The following is a 13,134-nucleotide window of genomic DNA, read 5'->3' as shown; positions in this document are numbered from 1 at the left end:
TAACTATTTTAAATCCCTTTAAAAAGTCTCTTTTTCTTTTTTTGTTTAAATTGTTTCGAAACATAGTCATTTATCGGTAGTGTTTCAAAGTTAGTGATATGAGATTTTGAAATTCTAACCTTTTGAAATTGAACAAATTTTAGAAATAAATAATTTAAAGATGAGCAGTAATGCTCATCTTTTTTGTTTTAATATTGCCTTAAATGAGCTAAAATGAGTAAAAATGCGACATAGCGTTCCAAAGTTAGTGATGGTAATGAATTGTCCAAAATGTAAAGAGCAAAAGGTTATTAAAAATGGGAGAACAAAAAATAATATACAGCAATACTATTGTAAAATGTGCTCTCACCGTTTTATAGAATATTATACAAATCAAGCTTACAAATTAGATATTAATGAAAAGATTGTTCAATTAACCAAAGAGGGATTAGGAATAAGAAGCACAGCAAGAATACTGGAAATATCAGCCACAACATTATTGAAAAGAATTGTCTGTATTGCGAGAAATATAACCAGACCAATTGTCAGCAGAGACAAAACTTACGAAGTAGATGAACTGTGTACTTATATCAGGCACAAGAAAAATTATATCTGGCTGGTTTATGCTCTGGAAAAGAATTCTAAAAGTGTGGTTAGTTTTAATGTAGGCAAACCAACTAATAAAACTCTGAATCGCGTTTTGGAAACTCTGAAATTGGCAGAAGCAAAAAAGATATTTACGGACAGACTTAAAAACTACAGATATCTGATTGACGAGAAGCTGCATTCTGTCAAACGTTTCGGAACTAATCATATTGAAAGGAAGAATCTGACGCTAAGAACTCATCTGAAAAGACTCAACAGACGTACAATCTGCTTCAGTAAAAGTTTAGTGATTTTTACAGCTGTTTTAAAGATTTATTTTTGGATTTGAGCAATAAAACAGTAAGTTTATCCTTCAAAATCATGTTCTTAAAATTATTATATTTAACAGGTAAAAACTTGTAAAAAAAGTCGCAAACCCTTATAAGTATAAGTTCCAAGGACAAGAGCGTCAGGATGAGTTAGGACTGAACTGGGGCAGCTTTAAGTACAGAAACTATGACCCAGAAATTGGTAGATTCATGAGTCTTGACCCTTTAAGAGAGGACTACAGTTATCAATCTCCATATGCTTTTTGTGAAAATACTCCAATTGCTTTTAGAGAATTAGAAGGATTAGAAAAAGTATTAGCAATATTTTATCATGGAGGACCAACAGGCGGAGGTAAACCTACGACGGTTGGACAAGCTGGATATACAGCTCAGTATTTCAAGAACACACAATCTGCAACAACTTCAACTGGTGGGGAATTTGTAGGTAGAATTATTGCTCCTGGTGCTACTTCTGCTTCGGGAGTTCAAGAAGGATTAGATTTCTTTAATGCTAATTATCAACAAGGAGACCAAGTAATTTTGTATGGTTATAGTTATGGTGTAGACGTTGCAGTTGACTTGGCAGAAACACCAAATGCGGCAAGTGTACCTATTGACTTATTGGTTACGGTAGACGGGTCTGATGGACCATTACAAAATGTAACTGTTAACACTACAATTCCTGAAAACGTGAAAACGAATTTGAATGTATATCAGACTAGTAATTCAGGAGCTTCTAGTGCTTCAAGAGTTACAGGTTCTACAACTGGTGAAACAAGTAATAGTACTAGCGGTAGTAATGGTAGTGGTAGTAGTAATAAAAGTAAGAGTGGAAGTTTTAATTCGCCAGGTTCAAGTGGCGGTCCAAACAAAGCCTCTAATGCTAAAAAAACAAATGTCGTTAATAAGGATGTTTCTGGAGCAGGTGTAAACCATGGAAATGTTCAACAGAAAGCAAGTAATATTATTAATCCAGTTATCAATTCAACAGTTAAAAAAAGATAAGATGAAATACTTAGGGATATTTATTAGCATTTTCTTATTTACATCTTGTTACAATGATGTGAAAAATGTTCAAATTCAAGGAACAATTTTAGATAGTATAACTAAAAAGCCAATTGAAAATGTTGAAGTTTCAATTGTTTGCTGGAGCTATGGTAAGACTCCTGATGGTAGTTATACGAGTCAAGATTCCATAAAAATTAGTACAGATAAAAAAGGTATCTATAAAACTAATTTTCAAAATGGAGCTTTCATTGAAGTGAAATCAAACAAAGATGGCTATAAGACTAGTTTTAAATCAGAAGATGTTACTGAAAATAAAGTTGTCATCAATTTAAATCTAATACCGAATAATTAAATTTTAAATCTAGTATTAACAAAGCCATTCAATACTGAGTGGCTTTTGGATTTTATAGAGTTGCTATATTTTTAGCGAAAAAGTCTTTGATTATCAATATTCCCACCCTTTTTTCTAAAACACAATCGGTATCGCTATTTACAGAATTATTATCCTTAAAGTTGAAGAAACAGGAATAAAACGTTTTTTTGAAGATAATAGTAAACATGGTAAAGATAAGAAAGGTAGAGCAGGAAAAGCTCCAGAAACTCCTCAAGAAGTTCTTGATGATTCATTTGAATTACCTGGGAATATGACGCGCAGAGTTGGTGTTGATTATAAGACTGGTGAGTTTAACATTTTTGATGAGCATTCTGAAGGGAAATTTCATGGACATGTTAGAACGTGGAATGAATTATCTCAAGGCATGAAAAATATATTGTTAAAACAAAAAGTGGTTACTAAAAAAGGAAAAATAATTAATCAAGAATAAATGGAGTATAAAAATTATTCATATACAGATAAAAGTTCCATAGAATTATCGCTTCAGACAAACGATAATGAGCAAATAATTTCAGCAATTATTGGAGCAATAAATGGAATAGATGATTGGAAATGGTTGCAAAAATTATGTTTAGATTATATCAATCATTCTGATTATTGGGTTTCTAAGACGGCTATTTCTAGCTTAGGAGATGTTGCTAGAATACATCATAAATTAGAAAAAGAAAAAGTTGTTAACCATTTAAAAAAAATAGTTAATGAAAAGTTATTAGGTTCTGTTAATTCTGCAATAGAAGATATTGATTTGTTTATCAAATAAAAGTACAAATTGCTTTCGCTCACAGAGAGTTCTATTGGAAAAAAAACTGCGCGAACATCTCCTGACTTAGAACCTGTAGTGTATCAATCGTGTGGTTTTTATTCTTTGAAACTAAAAGATGTTGATAGTTAGTATTTTACTAAATAAATTTCACTTTAAAGGGATGAGTAAAATACTCATCCCTTTTATTTTTAAGGTTTAAACACTTTAAATGAATAAAATTGAAGCTTAGTGTATCAAAAGTGTGTTTAGATAGAATGGTCTGTAGATATTAAGAGTAAATCAGGATTCAAAACTTGGTATTTCCTAAGGGATTGTCAATTAGGGTGGAAAACAGGCAATATCTAACTAAAAAGTAAACTCTGTTTTTAGTTTAGTTTCAATATTTTCAAAAATTTGATGTAGTTGATGATAAACAAAAAAAGCTTCAGAGAAATCTGAAGCTTTTGTCTTAGTGGCGGGAACAGGACTCGAACCTGTGTCCGCGGCGGATATGAGTCCGACGAGCTATAAGTTTTCAATGATTTTTTTAATGAACTCTCTTCCAACACCTGTTTTTAAATATTTTTCTCTTTAGAATTAAAAAACTCAACGTGAATTACTTCCCAAGGTCCAAATTTTAAAGTATAACCTTTTGTTTCAAGAACATTATGAGATTTAAATCTTTCAATTAAATTAGAAGTGTAACCTGTATAATTTTTATTGAATTTTCAGAAAAGAGAATATAAACAACAAATTCTTCCATAATACAAAGTGCTATAAACGAAAAAAACACCATCTTTTTCAAGTGGTGTTTTTTATTTAGTAGCGGGAACAGGACTCGAACCTGTGTCCGCCGCGGCGGATATGAGTCCGACGAGCTATAAGTTTTCAATGATTTTTTTAATGAATTCTCTTCCAACACCTGTTTTTAAATATTTTTCTCTTTTTATTGCTTCAGATTTAGAATTAAAAAACTCAACGTGAATTACTTCCCAAGGTCTAAATTTTAGAGTATAACCTTTTGTTTCAAGAACATTATGAGATTTAAATCTTTCAATTAAATTAGAAGTGTAACCTGTATAGTTTTTATTGAATTTTTCAGAAAAGAGAATATAAACAACAAATTCTTCCATAATACAAAGTGCTATAAACGAAAAAAACACCATCTTTTTCAAGTGGTGTTTTTTATTTAGTAGCGGGAACAGGACTCGAACCTGTGACCTTCGGGTTATGAGCCCGACGAGCTGCCTACTGCTCTATCCCGCGATGTTTCGGGTGCAAAGATAAGCAGTATATACGGTTATCCAAAGAAAAATTGAAAATATTTTTTTTAGCACTATTAAATTTAATAACTTGTTAACAAACAGGTGTTTGTGTGTTTTTAAAAGTGATTTAAGAGACAGGATCAATTTTGTAATTTAGTAATTCTTGGTATGGATTGCCTTTTAAACCTAATAAAAAACCAAAAGCCGGTTCGGTTTTGTAACCTTTTTGTTTGAGTTTAATAATTTCTAATCTGAAATTTTCACCTTTTGACTGCAGAATCTTATGTTCTATAATCATATGTTTATACCCGTTTTGATTTTTGGTGGGAATATTTTGTCCAAAGATTTCAATTTCAAAACGCTCTATTTTAAAATTTGCGATGACTGTTTCTTCATTGTCAATTGTTGTTTCTCTAATTGTGAATTCATTTTTATTTCCAAAAAGAGACTCCAATTTTTCAATAAAATCTGTTTTGTTTTTCCAGTAACAAATAATGTCGAGATCGCTGTTCTCGATATCAATATTTATCGGAATGGTTCCAACTAAAATGGGGTCAAATTCGGCAATGTTTGCTAAGACTTTGTATTCTGAGAGTATTTTATAAGCCAGAACCTGTTTTTGATTTCCATTTTTTAAATATTCTATCTTAGTAAAGTCTGTCATTATTTACTATATTTTTTTCTTCTTTAATTTCTTGTTCTATTCTTTTATTAATGTTGACTTTAGCATTGGTGAAGATAAAAATTGTGGTTTTGTATTCACGGGCGTTTGGATTAGTAATTTCGCCTGTAATTTTTGAATTTTCAAAATAAGGACTTGTTTCTTTCAATTCGGTATTGTTTTCCTCAAATTCCTTAATTCGGATTAGGTTTTTATATTGTACATCAAGATCAAACCAGTTTACATAATCGGCGTTGAAAGAAACAGCTTTAATTCTCTTTTTTGTGTAATAATTAATCGCGCCAGCCTGACCATAATTGTCACAAAGTACCAGGGTTTTCCCGGGATTTGGAAGTTTGGCATAAATAGAATCTGTTTTGCGGGCAAGTTCTTTCCAGCCTAACATATCGGCAAAATCTTGTGGCAATTTATGATCTTTTCCATCTTCCCAGCGAAGCATTCCCAGTTTTTTATATTTCTCGGGATGTCCAACTATATATTCCGGACTTTTATTTGGAAAAGCCAAATTGTACATCGGAATAAACAACAGTAACGGAATAAGGATAAATACGGGCTGTAAATAACGTTTCCAGCCTGTTTTTAGAATTTCGGAAAGAAAAACAGATCCAAAGGCAATATAAATTGGATATAAACCAATTGCATAATAAGCTTTTGCCTTAAAGTATAAAAAGACCGCCAGTGTGAAAATAATTGACGCAAAGAAAAATTTATATTTTTTAAAAGGTTTGAAGAATAACAAAGAATATAATGATGAAAAAATCACTAATAATGCACCAATAAAAAATAATAATTGTTCTTTAAGAAATCCTAAACGATCGACATTTACCAATTGTGTTTCGGCCAATTCTTTCATGTGATGCACAATAGGGAACTGATTGTTGTACTGCCATAAGAGATTCGGCAGAATTAATATTAATCCCAAAATCAAGGCTAAATAAAGCTTTCTCTCCGTCAATATTTTTCTTTGTTCAGAAAGTAATAACGCCGGAAAAAGACCAATAAGCAGAAAAAGAATGTTGTATTTATTTAAAAAACCAAAAGCAAAAACGACAGCACCAATATAAAACCATTTTTTTCCTCGGTTGTGACATATTGAATAACAACATAATAAAAAGCTGTCCAACACAAAACATCTAGTGAATTGGGCTGATAAAGCATATTAATTCGCAATAATGATGAAAACAAAATACAAGTTGCACCTAAAAGTAAAGCATATAAATTTCCTTTAAGAACTTCAATAGTTTTCCAGACTACTATGAGCGTTAAAACTCCAAAAAGGGTAGGGAAGAATTTGACCCAAAAAACAGAATTTCCAAGCAAAAAAATAACATACGAAAACCAGGAAGTTACTGGTGGAACCGACAAATAACCCCAGGCTAAATGATGTGCCTGATCGAGGTGAAGGTATTCGTCACGCTGCAAATCATATTCAGGGCTTAGTAATATATATTGTAAAGCAAATTTTAAAATTATAAATCCGATTAAAATTATGGTTTTTTTGGTCATTGAGTGTTTGGTTTTTATGACTAAAGTTTTTGGTTTTAATTTCTTTAGCTAATATATAATTTATTTTAAACCGAAACTAAAACCAGAATTTTACACGAATAAATCAAACAAATTAGATGCTTTGTAATTGTACTAAATGTAAGTTCTACATCATTTTTCCTTCTTTCGCATATTCTTTTTTAATTCCCTGAAGCAAGTGATCAAGGTTGATACTTTCGTTCTCATCTTCTAATGTTCTCAAACAGGCATATTGAATGATATTGACAATATTAGCACCGGTAATGTCATATTTTTTTGAAATCTCACTAAGATTTACATCTTCAGCAATTCTAATTCCTTTTGGTAAATTATTTTGCCAAAGTTTTAAGCGTTCGCTATAAGAAGGTACTTCAAACTCAATAATAGATTGAAATCTTCGGGTGAAAGCGGTATCAATATTTGTTTTAAAATTAGAAGCCAAAATTACCAATCCGGGATGATTTTCAATACGCTGCAGCAAATACGAAACTTCCTGGTTAGCGTATTTATCGTGTGCATCCCTAACATTTGTTCTTTTTCCGAAAACGGCGTCGGCTTCATCAAAAAAGAGAATCCATTCTTTATCAGTAGCTTTATCAAAAAGAGAAGAAAGATTTTTTTCGGTTTCACCAATGTATTTTGAAATCACCGTAGATAAATCAATTCGGTATACATCTCTTTTTGTGTATTTTCCAAGTAGGGAAACCGTAAGTGTTTTTCCGGTTCCCGGCGCACCGTGAAACATGACTCTGAAACCTGGTTTTATCTTGGCTTTCATATCCCATTCGTGAAGTAAAATTTCGTTGAATTTTAGCCAGGTTTCTATTTCCTTAATTTGGTTTAAAGTGGAGGAATTAAGTACCAGATCTTCCCATTCTAATTGGGTTTCGATTAATTGAGCAGGAAAAATGCTGCTAAGCTGAGGTTTTAAAATTTTTCCGGTTATGAATTTTTCTATGTATTCGTCTTCTAAAATAAGCAAGCCACTTAGTTTAGGTTCACCATATGGAACAGTTTCTATTTTGATAATTCTTTTTTGATACAAAAAGGATTGATTGTGTAAGTAATTGTAGAAGGAAATGCGATCATCTAAATCATTTCCTGCAATTAAAAATTGTGCCGTTTCACCTGTTGGTAAAATTCCACGATGGTTTTTCGTTTTAATTCCACCAAATTCTGGTAATTCGCCGCCGTTAGGTAAATACTCGGCAATAATCGAACTTAAAAAATCGGGTTTAATATGCGGAACAAGTGCCAAAACCAGTAAAAGAATATCCGTTTCAGTAAGGTTATTTTCGATAATAAATTCGCTGATAAATCCATCAGAATTCTGTTGTTTTAAAACGGGTTTTTCCATAGGACTTTCTGCCTGAAAAAGTTGGTCAAGCTGAAATACGAATTGGTTTTTTAGGTATGTGAATACATTTTCCATTTTTAAACTACTAATGATTCGATTGAGAAAAAATCAATTTTTGATTGTTTGTAATTTCTGATTCTGTTCATTACAGCATTTCCGTTATGCGAACCGTCACTATTGGTATTACCTTCAATTGTTTCAATTAAATCGCCGTTAACAGCAGTTACAATTCCGGTATGAAACCAGTCGTTTGTTGTTTTTTGAATCAGAAATATATCTGCAGGTTTTATCAAAGCCGGATTGGTTCTTGCCGTTTGAAAACGAGTTACTATTTTTTTCTGAATTCCGGTTACACCAACAGTATCACAGCTATAAGTTAAAGGCATCAGGGTTTTGAAATTTTTTCCCTGAACAGAAGCCGCCTGGTCAATTATCGCCTGAACAAATCCCATGCACCAAAACCATTCAGATCCTTCATGACCGTCCATATAACTTCGCACCCACGGACCCGTATTGCTTTGGTTGTTGATGACAAGTTCGAAAGGGTGATTTTTAAGATGGTTTTTGGCTATATTCAGTACTAATTCTCTCAAATTATTACCTGATACTGAATTTTCAAAAGCATTTTTAAGAGGAGATACAAGTTTGTCAAAAACTTTTTGATCTACAATTCCGTTTTGCGATAGGTTGTTAACTCTTTGAAAATTAAGGACTGCTTTTTCTGTCGCCGGACCAAAATCACCATCAATTCCGGTTGCGGTTCCTGATTCTGGATTTTGTATAGCAAATAAATTTAGCCAGGACTGAATTTTTTCAACGTCTTTCTTGTTGTTATTCACTCCTTTTTTTGTTGTGTTGCTTTTATAAGCAGCTCTTTTTGGTAGGATATTTTTTGCATGACTTAAGGTTTTTAGTTAATAAATATTATTTATGGTTTTTTAAGATGAGTGATTCCTTTTCAATATTTATGAAATAGTTTTAAGCGATTTTATTACTCGTACATCTTAGAATTTTTAATGAATTTATCCAATTCTGGACGGTCGATAAAGCTGTAGTCAAATTTATCCTTATTGATAATTTCTCTAACTATTTTATTATTATATGGTTTTAGTTTGAATATAGCATTGAGTATTGAAGCGTTGAAAGCCAAATCATTTTTTTTGTATTTTTTCAAAATTTCAGAAATGATTTCTTCAACCTGATTTTTATATTCCTGATCTTTCAATGCTATTTCTACCAATCCATTTATAATGATAACCTTGTCTTCCCAAGTTTGTTCATTCTTAAGAAAAACTTCCAATTGTTTTATTGCTTCACCACCAATTTGTTTAATCACATTTGGTAATTCAATACGATACCAAAATGCTTCCTGATTTTTTTCTATTAATGAATTTAAAAGAGTTTCAATTGATTCTTTTGAATGTAATTGTCCCAAAGCCCTCCATGCATGCATAGGAGCAAATTGCTCCATAGAAGCTCCAGTTGTAATGACACTTAGATCTGATGAGGCAATGATTTGTATAAGTGTTTTGGCATCGGTTTTTTTAGATCCAGCTCTTTGATATAATCAGGCCAGATTTTATCAAAGGACGTTATGCCAAATTCACTTAGTTTATTTAATAATATATCTGATTTTTTCATAATTACTGAATTTTTAGGTTGCATTAGGATTAACATAATAATTATTTCCAACCCGTGTTATTTTTTTACTAGTTGTTAAAATTTGAAGTTTTTCCCTTGTTTTATTTACACTTTTGCTAATATCAGCAGCGAGGGTTGTATAATTTGTGTAACCTGTTTTTTTGTATGTTACACCGTCTTCAACGGTTGTTATTGCGCTTGTATTACCTTTAAGACGCTCGATAATTAATTCACCAATATCGGTAATTCTTCCAATATCCGGAAAAGTAGGGGCTTGTGCATTTGCATTTCCGATAGAGGTTTTTGAGCCATCATCATTTATTTTGTTAATTGGTCCTGTTATTGATTTGGCAACATAAAATCCTATTGCTTTTTTTACTTGATCAATTGTAGGATCAGTAATACCAGGCAGGGCATCTGCAGCACTTTTATCGTTTTCATGGTATTGGACAGTCATGTCATATTCAAGTTTACTTGTTTTATTATCGCTCGCAATTTTTTCTGGTACTTTCATTTGTTCATTCAAAGTTTTTAAGCCAAAAACAATATTAGAAGCATTCCATTTTCCAAATAAATGATGAGCTACAATATGTACACCCAAAGCAGTTGATTGAGGATGTTTTACACCTGTTTGTGCCACCCATTGATCAATCAGATTCTGACCGACAATTACCGATCTGCTTCCGGTAGCAACACCTGGGCCAGCGACTGGTTTTTTACTCGTTAATGGATTTGCAATTACTCTCGAAGGTCTTCCGTCGCCATCAGCAGTTGCGGTTATAACTGTAGGATCTGTCTTTTTTCTAGGAGTCTTCTTAACTCCGCCAGCTTTCTGTATGTAAGTATAATCCCAGGTTTCTCCTCCATCAGCAACTGATGAAATCTCAATTACAGACGAATGGTCATTGTTTACTTTGTTTTTTATTGCCTGAGCTTCATCTACCGTAACTTCTCCCTCATCATTTTCTTTTTCTGTTTCACTATCAATTTCAGCTAAAGCTCCCGCAATTGGACCACTTGCAGCAGCTTCAGGTTCACCTCTTCCCATAATTCTGTCTAACATCGCCATTCCCGTATCAACAGCTTTATTCACCAGCCAAGTCAATGCCTCATCAACCATTTGCTGTACAGAAATAATCATTTCGCCAATTCTTGCTCCAATTCCTGTTAAGCCAACCTGATTGGCTAAGAAACCGATTACGACCGGCATAGCTTGTCCCATAGTTCTTTCCAGATAATTGGCTGCTGTTGTTACATTGCCTTTGGCTAAATCTGCGACACCGTTGACAAAAGAGTTAACGACTTCGAGCATTTCACGCAGGTATTTTATAAAACTTTGTATGGCGTTGAAGAAAGCTATTGCCCCGTTTATAATTGCCATGATTCCGGTTGGGTCTAACATGCTTAAAAGCTTGGCTGTTATGCGGTTTACGATGCGTTCCATCACGAAGTTTTTTACAGCATCGAGAACGGTATTCCATAAATTACTGAGCTGTTCCTGAATTTTATCCCAAATAGCAGCCATTCCTCTTTCTTGTACATCTTTAATGAATGTCCAAATGCCTTCTAGCGTATTAATCATGCTTCTAATTCTGGCAACTCTTGCAGGTCCTATGCGTGGATGTGCCGCAAGTTTTTCCCAGATTTTTTCCATTGAGATATTCAATACTTCCATTACCCAGGTAATAACACCTTTTAAAGTAAAATCAGTAAGTACAGGAATATTGGCATCTTTTAACTCGCTCATCAGCCAGCCCGTTACACCATTGATTAAATGGGTAACAATATTGTCGAAGAACTGAATGAATCCTTGTTTCAGGGCTTTAAAGATATTTTTTAAGAAACCAATTGGATCTTTTTTAATATCATCAATTGCTTCTAAAGCTCTGGTAATGATGTTTCCTATAAGATCAAATGGGAAATTCATGATTTGAAGAATCGCCATAATCACAATCCTGATGATTTCTGCCACAAAAGCAATCAGTCTGCCGATTGGTTCTCCGAATTTGTCGATAATTCTAATGAAAGCATCAAGAGGATTAATAAGATCGTTGATGGTAAACGAATTCCAAAGATCTGTAAAGAGTTGAATAATTGAAGTTGGCGTCATGTTTAGAGTAGCAACAGCCGCTTCAATTTCGCCGGCAATTCTGGCTATTGCACCAGATTCAACCATTTGGGCATATTGTTCTTCGCCGCCTTCCATCAAACTCATAAAACCTCTAATGAGATTTGGAACTGATCTTTCGACAGTTTCATTGGTAAATGGATCACGCCCTATAATTACTTTTATCAAAGAATAACCTCTTACGGTTGCTGCTTGTGAAGACAGCCATCCTAACAATGAGTCTTTAACAAGTTCTAATACTTTGAGCGCCACGCCAGAGGCAAAATCCCAAACACGTTGCAGGAATCCGCCCGCCTGAGCTGCAAGTGCTGTAAGATTATCAGCAATATTCATTAGGTTAGAAGGCTGAATAGCATCCCATGCCGAAGTTATAAGTCCGCGAAGCTCGCCTAATAACGAATTGAAAGTTCCAACCTGAGTGTCAAGCCAGTCGGCAGTTTTTTGCAGCGTGCCTTTCTCGCGCATTTGCTCAAGCTCGGTTTGCTTGTCTATTAAGATTAGAAAATCTTCTAATATTTCTACTGTTGTTGCATTGACTGCTTCATCGCGTAATGGATCGTATTTGATTATTTTTTTGATTAATGACCAGGCTTTGTTTTCTGCCAGTAGAGGTTCTGCAACACCAATCAAGGCTTCTTTTATCCAGATAATTACCTGATCGACAAGCGAAGTTGCGAAAGTAGTTACCCGATGTACTAATTCATTAAATTTAGCTCTGGCAACATCTATGAAAGTTGTAACTGAAGATTCGTCCCAAGCATCTTTAACGAGTTTGAGTAACGCGTCCATACTGAGGCCCAATTCACTCAAACGATTGTTGACCCAATCAAAAACACGATCAATAATGCCATATTCCTGCAATTTATCAAATATGGCTGTCCCAAAGGGAATCAATCCCATAAATCCTTCAATAAGATTGATGGCATTTCTATCGACATTTACATCATTCAAGGGATCATAACCTGCTACAACTGTAAGCAGTGTATAACCCGGAATATGTCTGACGTTGTCTTTTATAAAACCGGGAATCGCAAAGGACAATAGCGAACCCTGAATCATTTCGGGAGCAGGGGATATTTCTTGTGGTTTTTTGCGAATAGTAGCTCCCTGCTGAACGGTATGTGTTAATTCGTGAGCCAGTAAATGCTTGCCTTCCTGCGAATTGGGATTGTATTTTCCTTCGTTAAAATAAATATTGTTTCCGGTTGCAAATGCTTGTGCGCCCAATTGCTGATTCATTTGCACAGCAGTGGAGTCATTGTGAATGCGTACATTACTGAAATCGGCTCCGATACCGGATTCCATTTCGGTTTTTATTTTTCCCGAAAGGGGAGAGCCTCCGCCTTTACTACTGTTTAAAGTGCTTTCAATATTAGGACTGTCAGACGAACCCGATGCTGCGGCCGGACTCATCTGAAGTTCATTATCTTCTTCTTTTGCCTGAATTTCCTCGTCTCCTTTGGTTTGAATTTCCTCGTCGGTTTTCTTTTGTTGAACAAG

The 13,134-nt window shown here is 33.8% G+C and carries 12 protein-coding genes, 1 tRNA gene and 2 pseudogenes; 5 read left to right on the top strand and 10 right to left on the bottom strand.

The window, feature by feature from the left end:
* Positions 1-250 precede the first annotated feature (250 nt).
* The 5 genes and pseudogenes from ACZZZT_RS23255 to ACZZZT_RS23235 all read left to right on the top strand — a co-directional run bounded on the left by ACZZZT_RS23255 (position 251) and on the right by ACZZZT_RS23235 (position 3,055).
* On the top strand, positions 251-913 hold the full coding sequence (locus ACZZZT_RS23255; RefSeq protein ID WP_463462489.1) for an IS1 family transposase: 663 nt from the start codon (positions 251-253) through the stop codon (positions 911-913).
* A 97-nt stretch (positions 914-1,010) separates the two neighbouring features.
* Positions 1,011-1,898, top strand: a pseudogene (locus ACZZZT_RS23250) (RHS repeat-associated core domain-containing protein); the annotation flags it as partial.
* 1 nt (position 1,899) lies between these two features.
* The gene (locus ACZZZT_RS23245; protein ID WP_463462107.1) at positions 1,900-2,253 is read left to right on the top strand and encodes a hypothetical protein; all 354 of its coding nucleotides are present in this window, start codon (positions 1,900-1,902) and stop codon (positions 2,251-2,253) included.
* 292 nt (positions 2,254-2,545) lie between these two features.
* Positions 2,546-2,725 carry a hypothetical protein gene (locus ACZZZT_RS23240; RefSeq protein WP_463462106.1) on the top strand — a complete coding sequence of 60 codons (180 nt, stop codon included), beginning with the start codon at positions 2,546-2,548 and terminating at the stop codon, positions 2,723-2,725.
* Positions 2,726-3,055, top strand: a complete 330-nt coding sequence (locus ACZZZT_RS23235; protein WP_463462105.1) for a hypothetical protein — start codon at positions 2,726-2,728, stop codon at positions 3,053-3,055.
* 557 nt (positions 3,056-3,612) lie between these two features.
* Here ACZZZT_RS23235 and ACZZZT_RS23230 read toward each other — a convergent pair.
* The 10 genes and pseudogenes from ACZZZT_RS23230 to ACZZZT_RS23185 form a co-directional block, all read right to left on the bottom strand.
* Positions 3,613-3,726, bottom strand: coding sequence for a hypothetical protein (locus ACZZZT_RS23230; protein ID WP_463462488.1), 114 nt, complete (start codon positions 3,724-3,726; stop codon positions 3,613-3,615).
* 189 nt (positions 3,727-3,915) lie between these two features.
* The gene (locus ACZZZT_RS23225) at positions 3,916-4,170 is read right to left on the bottom strand and encodes a GIY-YIG nuclease family protein (RefSeq protein WP_463462104.1); all 255 of its coding nucleotides are present in this window, start codon (positions 4,168-4,170) and stop codon (positions 3,916-3,918) included.
* 60 nt (positions 4,171-4,230) lie between these two features.
* Positions 4,231-4,303: transfer RNA gene (locus tag ACZZZT_RS23220), tRNA-Met, on the bottom strand.
* A gap of 126 nt (positions 4,304-4,429) precedes the next feature.
* The gene (locus ACZZZT_RS23215) at positions 4,430-4,966 is read right to left on the bottom strand and encodes a DUF4269 domain-containing protein (RefSeq protein ID WP_463462103.1); all 537 of its coding nucleotides are present in this window, start codon (positions 4,964-4,966) and stop codon (positions 4,430-4,432) included.
* Positions 4,950-5,906: a hypothetical protein gene (locus ACZZZT_RS23210; RefSeq protein ID WP_463462503.1), complete on the bottom strand. Its 957-nt coding sequence runs from the start codon at positions 5,904-5,906 to the stop codon at positions 4,950-4,952. The genes ACZZZT_RS23215 and ACZZZT_RS23210 overlap by 17 nt, the downstream gene beginning before the upstream one ends.
* A gap of 24 nt (positions 5,907-5,930) precedes the next feature.
* A pseudogene (locus ACZZZT_RS23205) lies at positions 5,931-6,490 on the bottom strand (glycosyltransferase family 39 protein); the annotation flags it as partial.
* 145 nt (positions 6,491-6,635) lie between these two features.
* On the bottom strand, positions 6,636-7,940 hold the full coding sequence (locus tag ACZZZT_RS23200; protein ID WP_463462102.1) for an ATP-binding protein: 1,305 nt from the start codon (positions 7,938-7,940) through the stop codon (positions 6,636-6,638).
* A gap of 2 nt (positions 7,941-7,942) precedes the next feature.
* Positions 7,943-8,704 carry a peptidoglycan-binding protein gene (locus tag ACZZZT_RS23195; protein ID WP_463462101.1) on the bottom strand — a complete coding sequence of 254 codons (762 nt, stop codon included), beginning with the start codon at positions 8,702-8,704 and terminating at the stop codon, positions 7,943-7,945.
* A gap of 152 nt (positions 8,705-8,856) precedes the next feature.
* Positions 8,857-9,336 carry a hypothetical protein gene (locus ACZZZT_RS23190; protein ID WP_463462100.1) on the bottom strand — a complete coding sequence of 160 codons (480 nt, stop codon included), beginning with the start codon at positions 9,334-9,336 and terminating at the stop codon, positions 8,857-8,859.
* Between the two features lie 183 nt (positions 9,337-9,519).
* Positions 9,520-13,047 (bottom strand): eCIS core domain-containing protein, encoded by a 3,528-nt coding sequence (locus ACZZZT_RS23185; protein WP_463462099.1) that lies wholly within the window; start codon positions 13,045-13,047, stop codon positions 9,520-9,522.
* Between the last annotated feature and the right edge of the window lie 87 nt (positions 13,048-13,134).

The sequence above is a fragment of the Flavobacterium sp. AC274 genome (assembly GCF_979258275.1).
The sequence above is the reverse complement of the archived record's forward strand: the minus strand, read 5'-3'. Positions and strand labels throughout refer to the sequence as shown.